Here is a 6,301-nt window from a genome sequence, read left to right on the forward strand (position 1 = left end):
CGTGAGCGACCGGCCCTGATGCGTACGTCTGCCTCTACTTCTTCGGCTCGATGATCACGATCGTGCTGAGGATCTTGTCGGCGAAGGTCTGGCGCTTGTCGTCCCACAGCGGCCACAGGTAGCCGATGTAGCAGGCCAGCTGGTCGAGGTAGTGGACGAAGAAGCGTCCGATCGAGAACCAGGTGCCGAGGACCTGGCCGTCGGCCTCCTTGACGACCTTGATGCCGAGGACGCCCTTGCCGATCGAGTAGCCGGTCTTGCCCTGCTTCAGGCCGTAGTTCCAGAACAGGAACGCGAGGCTCACGAGGAAGCCGATGAACATGAGGAGCCCGCCGATGGCCATGAGCGCCCCGTTGGGCTCGCCGGCGGACGTGTACATGCCGGTGTTCGGGTCATACTCCGAGACACCACCCGCGGCGGCTCCGCCGATGAGCAGGCCGTAGCCGATCCAGAACGGGATCATGGCCACCGCGCCGACGAGCCCGTCGATGATGAAGGCACCCGCACGGGCACCCCAGGAGGCGTACGGCGGGGTCGGGGCGCCATAGCCGTAGCCGGCCGGGGCGGTCCCGTAGCCGGTCGGAGCGGCGGGGGCGGCGCCGTAGCCGGGCGCGGGCGGAGGCGGCGGAGCGCTGGGCTGACCGTAGGCCGGCGCCGGCGGCGGAGTCGGCGGCAGGGGCTGGCCGGAGGGGTCCTGCGGGGCACCAGGAGGCGGGCCGTAGTTAGACATGGGGCCGAGTATGGCCACATCGGAACGCAAATGTCAGCGCACACGCCTGAGACCGTCAGGTCTGCGACCGCGGCTCCACGACGACGAGGGTCCCGACGAGCTTGTCGGCGAGCGTCTGCCGCCGCTTGTCCCACAGGGGCCACATGTAGTTGACGAGGCAGATGACGGCGCCGAAGAACAGGAAGGCGAAGCCTGCGTAGTACGTGAGGAAGATCAGCACCCAGCCGATTGCGTTCAAGGCCTGCCGGAACAGCGTCAGTGGAACGCCGGCTGTCGCGCCGGGGTTCTTCCCGACGAGCTTGATGCGAAGTAGACCCTTGCCGATCGTGTGCCCGGTGCGGCCCTGCCGGATCACCTGGTTCCAGATCGCGAAGGCGAGGAAGCCGAACCATCCCGCCACGATGGCCAGGACCCCGAGCCCGGTGACGATGATGCCGGACTCACGAGCCAGGCCGCCGCCCACACTGGCGACGAGATAGAACGGCACCAGCAGCACGGCGTCCACGAGACCACTGGCGAAGCGCTGAACCCAGGGCGCGAGCGGCGGGCCGGAGGGGACGTACGCCTGCTGTGCCCAGGGTGGGGCCTGCGGCTGCGGTCCACGAGCGGGGTCCTGCGGTGCGCCTGGCGGCGGCCCCGGGGGCGGGCCGAAGTTGGACATCTGGTGGGTCATCTCCTCGAGTGTGCTGGCCTGCTGACCTGACCGAGGTTCAATCTATCGGGTCGCACAGGGGTTAGCCTGACCCTTATGGCTGGAGCGGCGACGGCAATGGATCGGGCTCAGCGCCGGTTCCCGCCGGTCGCGTTCCCGCTGGCTGTGATGTACAAGTTCTGGGACGACCAGGGCAACAACCTCGCCGCGATCATCACCTACTACGCCTTCGTGGCCGTCTTCCCGCTCCTGCTGCTCGCCTCCTCGATCCTCGGTTTCGTGCTCGAGGGCAATCCGAGTCTGCAGGAGGCGGTGCTCGACACGGCGCTGGCGCAGTTCCCGATCATCGGCGACCAGCTCGGCCGCAAGGAGCTCACCGGCTCGACCGGCGCGATCATCATCGGTGGTATCACGGCCCTCTACGGTGCGCTCGGCCTCGGCCTCTCGCTGCAGAACGCGGTCAACACCGCCTGGTCCGTGCCGCGCAACAGCCGTCCCAACCCGATCCTGCTGAGGGTGCGGGCGCTGCTCATGCTCGCTGCCGGCGGTCTGGCCATCCTCTCGGTGACCGGGTTGTCGCTGGTGCTGAGCCGCACGGACTTCCTCGGGTTCAAGGCGGTCGACGTCGGCTACTGGCTGGTGATCCTCGGCACCGTCGTGATCGTCACCGGCATGCTCTGCGTCGTCTTCCGGATGGCCACCACGCGCGACCACGCCCTCGGCCACGCCCTTCCGGGGGCGCTCACGTTCGCGATGCTGTGGCAGGTGCTGCAGTACTTCGGCGCGGAGTTCGTCCAGCACGTGCTCGCCGCCACCCGTGGCATGAACCAGACCTTCGCGCTGGTCCTCGGTCTGGTCGCGTTCCTCTATATCGCGGCGCTGATGGTGGTGATCTCGATCGAGGTCAACGTCGTCTACTCCCGTCACCTGTGGCCGCGCGCGCTGCTGACCCTCTTCACCGACGACGTCGAGCTGACCGAGGCCGACCGCCGCGCCTACGCGAGCTATGCCCTGATGCAGCGCCACAAGGGTTTCGAGACGGTCGCGGTCACCTTCGACGGGCCCGACGGCAACAGCCACGAGATCGTCATGGACCCCTCCTGGCTCCGCAAGACCGCGCGGCAGATCCGTCGCCGCGACGAGTTCAGCCAACCCCTGCCGCCGACCAAGCCGCCGCCCCCGGTGCCGCCGGGCCAGCTGCGCGCGCTGCCGCATCCCGACGACGACGAGCCGACGCGGCGTACTCCTTAGGCTTTCCTGCGCAGCGGCACGAAGCGATACCAGCCGTGGCTGCTGAGCCGCGCCGTGCCGGTCTCGTTCCGTTCGACCAGCATCATCAGGCCGGCGACCGGGACCACCATCCGACCGGGCGTGGCCAGCTGGTCCATCAGCTCGTTCGGCAGCGCATCGGCCTCGGCGGAGACGAGGATGCGGTCGTAGGCAGCCTGCCGCGGCCACCCGAGGACCCCGGACTTCGCCTTCTCGATGCGGGCCCACGGCTGGGCGGTCGCGGCCAGGTTCCGGCGGCCGAACCTGACCAGGGACGGCTCCAGCTCGACCCCGATGACGCTGCCCTCGGGACCGGTCAGGTGGGCGAGCAGGGCGGTGGTCCAGCCCGACCCGGAGCCGACGTCGAGCACCTTGTCGCCCGGTTCCACCTGGAGAAGTCGCAGCATGTCGGCCACGGTTCGCGGCTGCGAGTTGGTCTGCCCGTGGCCGATCGGAAGCGGCTCGTCGAAGCCCGCGAAGCCGCGCTCCTCGGGAGGCAGGAAGCCCTCCCGGGGGATGGCGGAAAATGCATAGAGGACCGGGTCCACACGTCCAGTCAAGCACCGTAAGGTCTGCCCCATGACTGAGTCGCCCGAAACCACCACTGAGCTCGTTCATCTCGAGGTCGCCGACGGTGTCGCCACCATCACCCTCGACTCGCCGGCCAACCGCAACGCGCTCTCCCGCCAGCTGGTCACCGAGCTGTTCGAGGCCCTGCACGCGTCCGACAAGGACGCCTCGGTCAAGGCGGTCGTGCTCCAGGCGACCGGCACCGTCTTCTGCTCGGGCGCCGACCTCTCCGAGGCCGCGACGGTGCCGATGGAGGAGGGCACCCGCGGGATCGTACGTCTCCAGCGCACCATCGTCGCCCTGACCAAGCCCGTTGTGGCGAAGGTCCAGGGCCCGGTGCGCGCCGGCGGCCTCGGGCTCGTCGCCGCCGCCGACATCGCGATCGCCGCCGACACCGTCTCGTTCGCGCTCACCGAGGTCCGGCTGGGTCTGGCCCCCGCCGCGATCTCCCTCTCGATCCTGCCCCGGATCGACGCCCGCGCCGCCTCCCGCTACTTCCTCACCGGCGACAAGTTCGACGCCGCCGAAGCCGCCCGTATCGGCATCCTGACCGCCGCCGTCCCGGCCGAGTCGCTCGACGACGAGGTCTCCGCCATCACCTCCTCGCTCCTCGAGGGCTCCCCCCAGGGCCTGCGCGAGACCAAACGCCTCATGGTCCGCGGCCTGGTCGAGCACATCGACGCCGGCGGTGAGGAGATGGCCGCCCTCTCCGCCCGCCTCTTCGGCTCCGACGAGGCCCGCGAGGCGATGACCGCCTTCCTGTCTCGCAAGAGGTAGTCGACTGGTGGCACCCGTGCTCGCATAACACCACGTCGGGGGTAGAGTTACCTCCTTGCCGTGCGCCATGGGGGGCGCACGGCGGGTGTGGATCTTTGTGACGGGGGAACATCCAGTTGAACGACAAGCTGGCTGAGCGCGAGATCGCTCAGGAGCAGGGGTTCGTAGATCGTGTCTACCTCCAGCTGGGGGAGTCGGCGCGCGCTGCGCAGGAGTTGGCCAACGAGGGCCGCGAACGTGGGGCCCTGGGGCATGAGGGTGGCCTGGTCGAGCGCGACGCGTTCGCCTTCCAGGCGGCCCGGCGCATCGCGCAGCTCGATGCAGCTCACGAGGGGCTGGTCTTCGGCCGCCTCGACCTCGATCCGTCGGTCGACCCGGAGCCGCGCTACGTCGGCCGCATCGGTCTGCGCGACGCCGAGCGTGACTCGCTGCTGATCGACTGGCGGGCGCCGGCGGCAGCGGTGTTCTACCAGGCCACCGCGGTCGAGCCGAGGTCGGTGATCCGGCGGCGGGTGCTCCGCTCCGAGGGACAGAGCGTGATCGGTGTCGAGGACGAGCTGCTCGACGCCGACGCGCTGGAGAGCTCCGGCGCCGACCTGCCGATCGTCGGTGAGGGCGCGCTGATCGCCCAGCTCAGCCGCGCCCGGGACCGCACGATGCACTCCATCGTCGCGACCATCCAGGCCGAGCAGGACAAGGCCATCCGCGCGCCCGGCAAGGGCGTCACGACCATCTCCGGCGGTCCGGGCGTGGGCAAGACCGTGGTGGCTCTCCACCGGGCCGCCTACCTGCTCTACACCGAACGTCGCCGCTACGAGTCCGGTGGCGTGCTCATCGTGGGGCCGTCGGGCGTCTTCATGCGCTACATCGAACGCGTCCTGCCGAGCCTCGGTGAGACCGCGGTGGCGCTGCGTTCGCTGGGTGAGGTCGTGGACGGCGTACGCGCGACGTGGCACAACGACCCCGCCGTCGCCGATGTGAAGGGTTCGGTTCGGATGGCCGAGGTGCTCCGCCGCGCCTCGCGCCAGCAGGCGCCCGGCTCCCCGCGCGAGTTCAAGGTCTTCTACCGCGACGACTCGCTGCGGCTGGACGGCAAGCGCCTCGGTGACCTGCGGCGACAGCTGATGGGTCAGGGGCGGCGCAACCAGCAGCTGCGCCGCGTACCTCAGCTGCTTCTCGACATCCTCTGGCGTCAGGTACGCGGCGAGCGCGGCCGCGAGCGAGGCCGCGAGGTCTTCAACGACGAGATGCTCGACAACCCGGCCTTCCTCGAGTTCGCCGCCACCTGGTGGCCGGCGCTGGAGGCGCGCGAGGTGCTCGGCTGGCTCCGCGAGCCCGAGTTCCTCGCCCGTGTCTCCGAGGGGATCCTGACCCACGACGAGCAGCAGCTGCTCCTCAAGTCGTGGGCCGGTCGGGGCCTGACCGACGCCGACCTGGCGATCGAGGACATCCCGCTGCTCGACGAGCTCCGCTACGCGATCGGCGACATCCCCGAGCAGGTGGCCGACGAGCGGGACGCCGACCAGAGCGGCATCGACATCGCTGAGCTGATGACCGCCTCGGACCGCGAGTTCTCCTCGGGCCGGGGCTGGCGCCCGCCGACCTACCGGATCGACGACGACCCGTTCGCCCACATCCTCATCGACGAGGCCCAGGACCTCACCCCGATGCAGTGGCGGATGGTCGGCCGCCGGGGACGTACGGCCTCCTGGACCATCGTCGGCGACCCCGCACAGTCCTCGTGGCCGGTGGCGGAAGAGGCCGAGGCCGTCCGGGCCAAGGCGCTCGAGGGCAAGCCGGTTCACGCGTTCCACCTGTCCACGAACTACCGCAACTCTGCCGAGATCTACGGCTTCGCCGCCGCCTACGCCGAGCGGGTCGGGCTCGACGCCGACCTGCCCACCGCGGTCCGCTCCACCGGCGTCGAGCCGCAGGTCATCGAGCACGCGGCCGACCTGGAGAAGGCCACCCGGGAGGCGGTCGGCGAGATCGCGTCGCAGGTCGGCGGCACCGTCGGCATCGTGGTCCCGGTCGCGCGCCGCTCCGAGGTCAACTCATGGCTGGCGTCCTGGTCGGAGTTCGCAGCCGACGCTCCCTCGGCTGCTGCCTCCGCCGCCGACCCGACCTCGGTGCCGTCCGGCGAGGACCGCATCGTCGTCCTCACCGGCCTGGACACCAAGGGCCTCGAGTTCGACGGCATCGTCGTGGTCAGCCCCGACGAGATCGAACGCGAGTCGGCCACCGGCCGTGCCACCCTCTACGTCGTCCTCACCCGCGCCACCCAGCTGCTGACCACCGTCTCC

General features: G+C 70.1%; 6 protein-coding genes. 3 read left to right on the top strand and 3 right to left on the bottom strand.

What is annotated here, in order from left to right:
• Positions 1-34: 34 nt before the first annotated feature.
• Both ACFU7D_RS28095 and ACFU7D_RS28100 read right to left on the bottom strand, forming a co-directional pair.
• Complete coding sequence (locus tag ACFU7D_RS28095; protein ID WP_378873495.1) at positions 35-730, bottom strand: RDD family protein; 696 nt, start codon at positions 728-730, stop codon at positions 35-37.
• 55 nt (positions 731-785) lie between these two features.
• A complete protein-coding gene (locus ACFU7D_RS28100; RefSeq protein WP_378873497.1) occupies positions 786-1,403 on the bottom strand; it encodes an RDD family protein in 618 nt (205 codons plus the stop codon).
• A 96-nt stretch (positions 1,404-1,499) separates the two neighbouring features.
• On the opposite strand from ACFU7D_RS28100, the gene ACFU7D_RS28105 reads away from it, so the two are divergent.
• Entirely contained in the window at positions 1,500-2,633 is a 1,134-nt protein-coding gene (locus tag ACFU7D_RS28105; protein WP_378873499.1) for a YihY/virulence factor BrkB family protein, read from the top strand.
• On the opposite strand, the gene ACFU7D_RS28110 is transcribed toward ACFU7D_RS28105, so the two are convergent.
• Complete coding sequence (locus ACFU7D_RS28110) at positions 2,630-3,211, bottom strand: protein-L-isoaspartate O-methyltransferase (RefSeq protein WP_378873501.1); 582 nt, start codon at positions 3,209-3,211, stop codon at positions 2,630-2,632. The two genes, ACFU7D_RS28105 and ACFU7D_RS28110, sit on opposite strands and share 4 nt — an antisense overlap.
• 19 nt (positions 3,212-3,230) lie before the next feature.
• Between ACFU7D_RS28110 and ACFU7D_RS28115 the strand changes: the two genes are divergently transcribed.
• Positions 3,231-3,998 (top strand): enoyl-CoA hydratase family protein, encoded by a 768-nt coding sequence (locus ACFU7D_RS28115; RefSeq protein ID WP_378873503.1) that lies wholly within the window; start codon positions 3,231-3,233, stop codon positions 3,996-3,998.
• Positions 3,999-4,114: 116 nt separating this feature from the next.
• The coding region (locus ACFU7D_RS28120; protein ID WP_378873505.1) for a HelD family protein at positions 4,115-6,301 on the top strand (2,187 nt) is incomplete at its 3' end.

The organism is Nocardioides sp. NPDC057577 (assembly GCF_042801335.1).
Taxonomy (GTDB): domain Bacteria; phylum Actinomycetota; class Actinomycetes; order Propionibacteriales; family Nocardioidaceae; genus Nocardioides.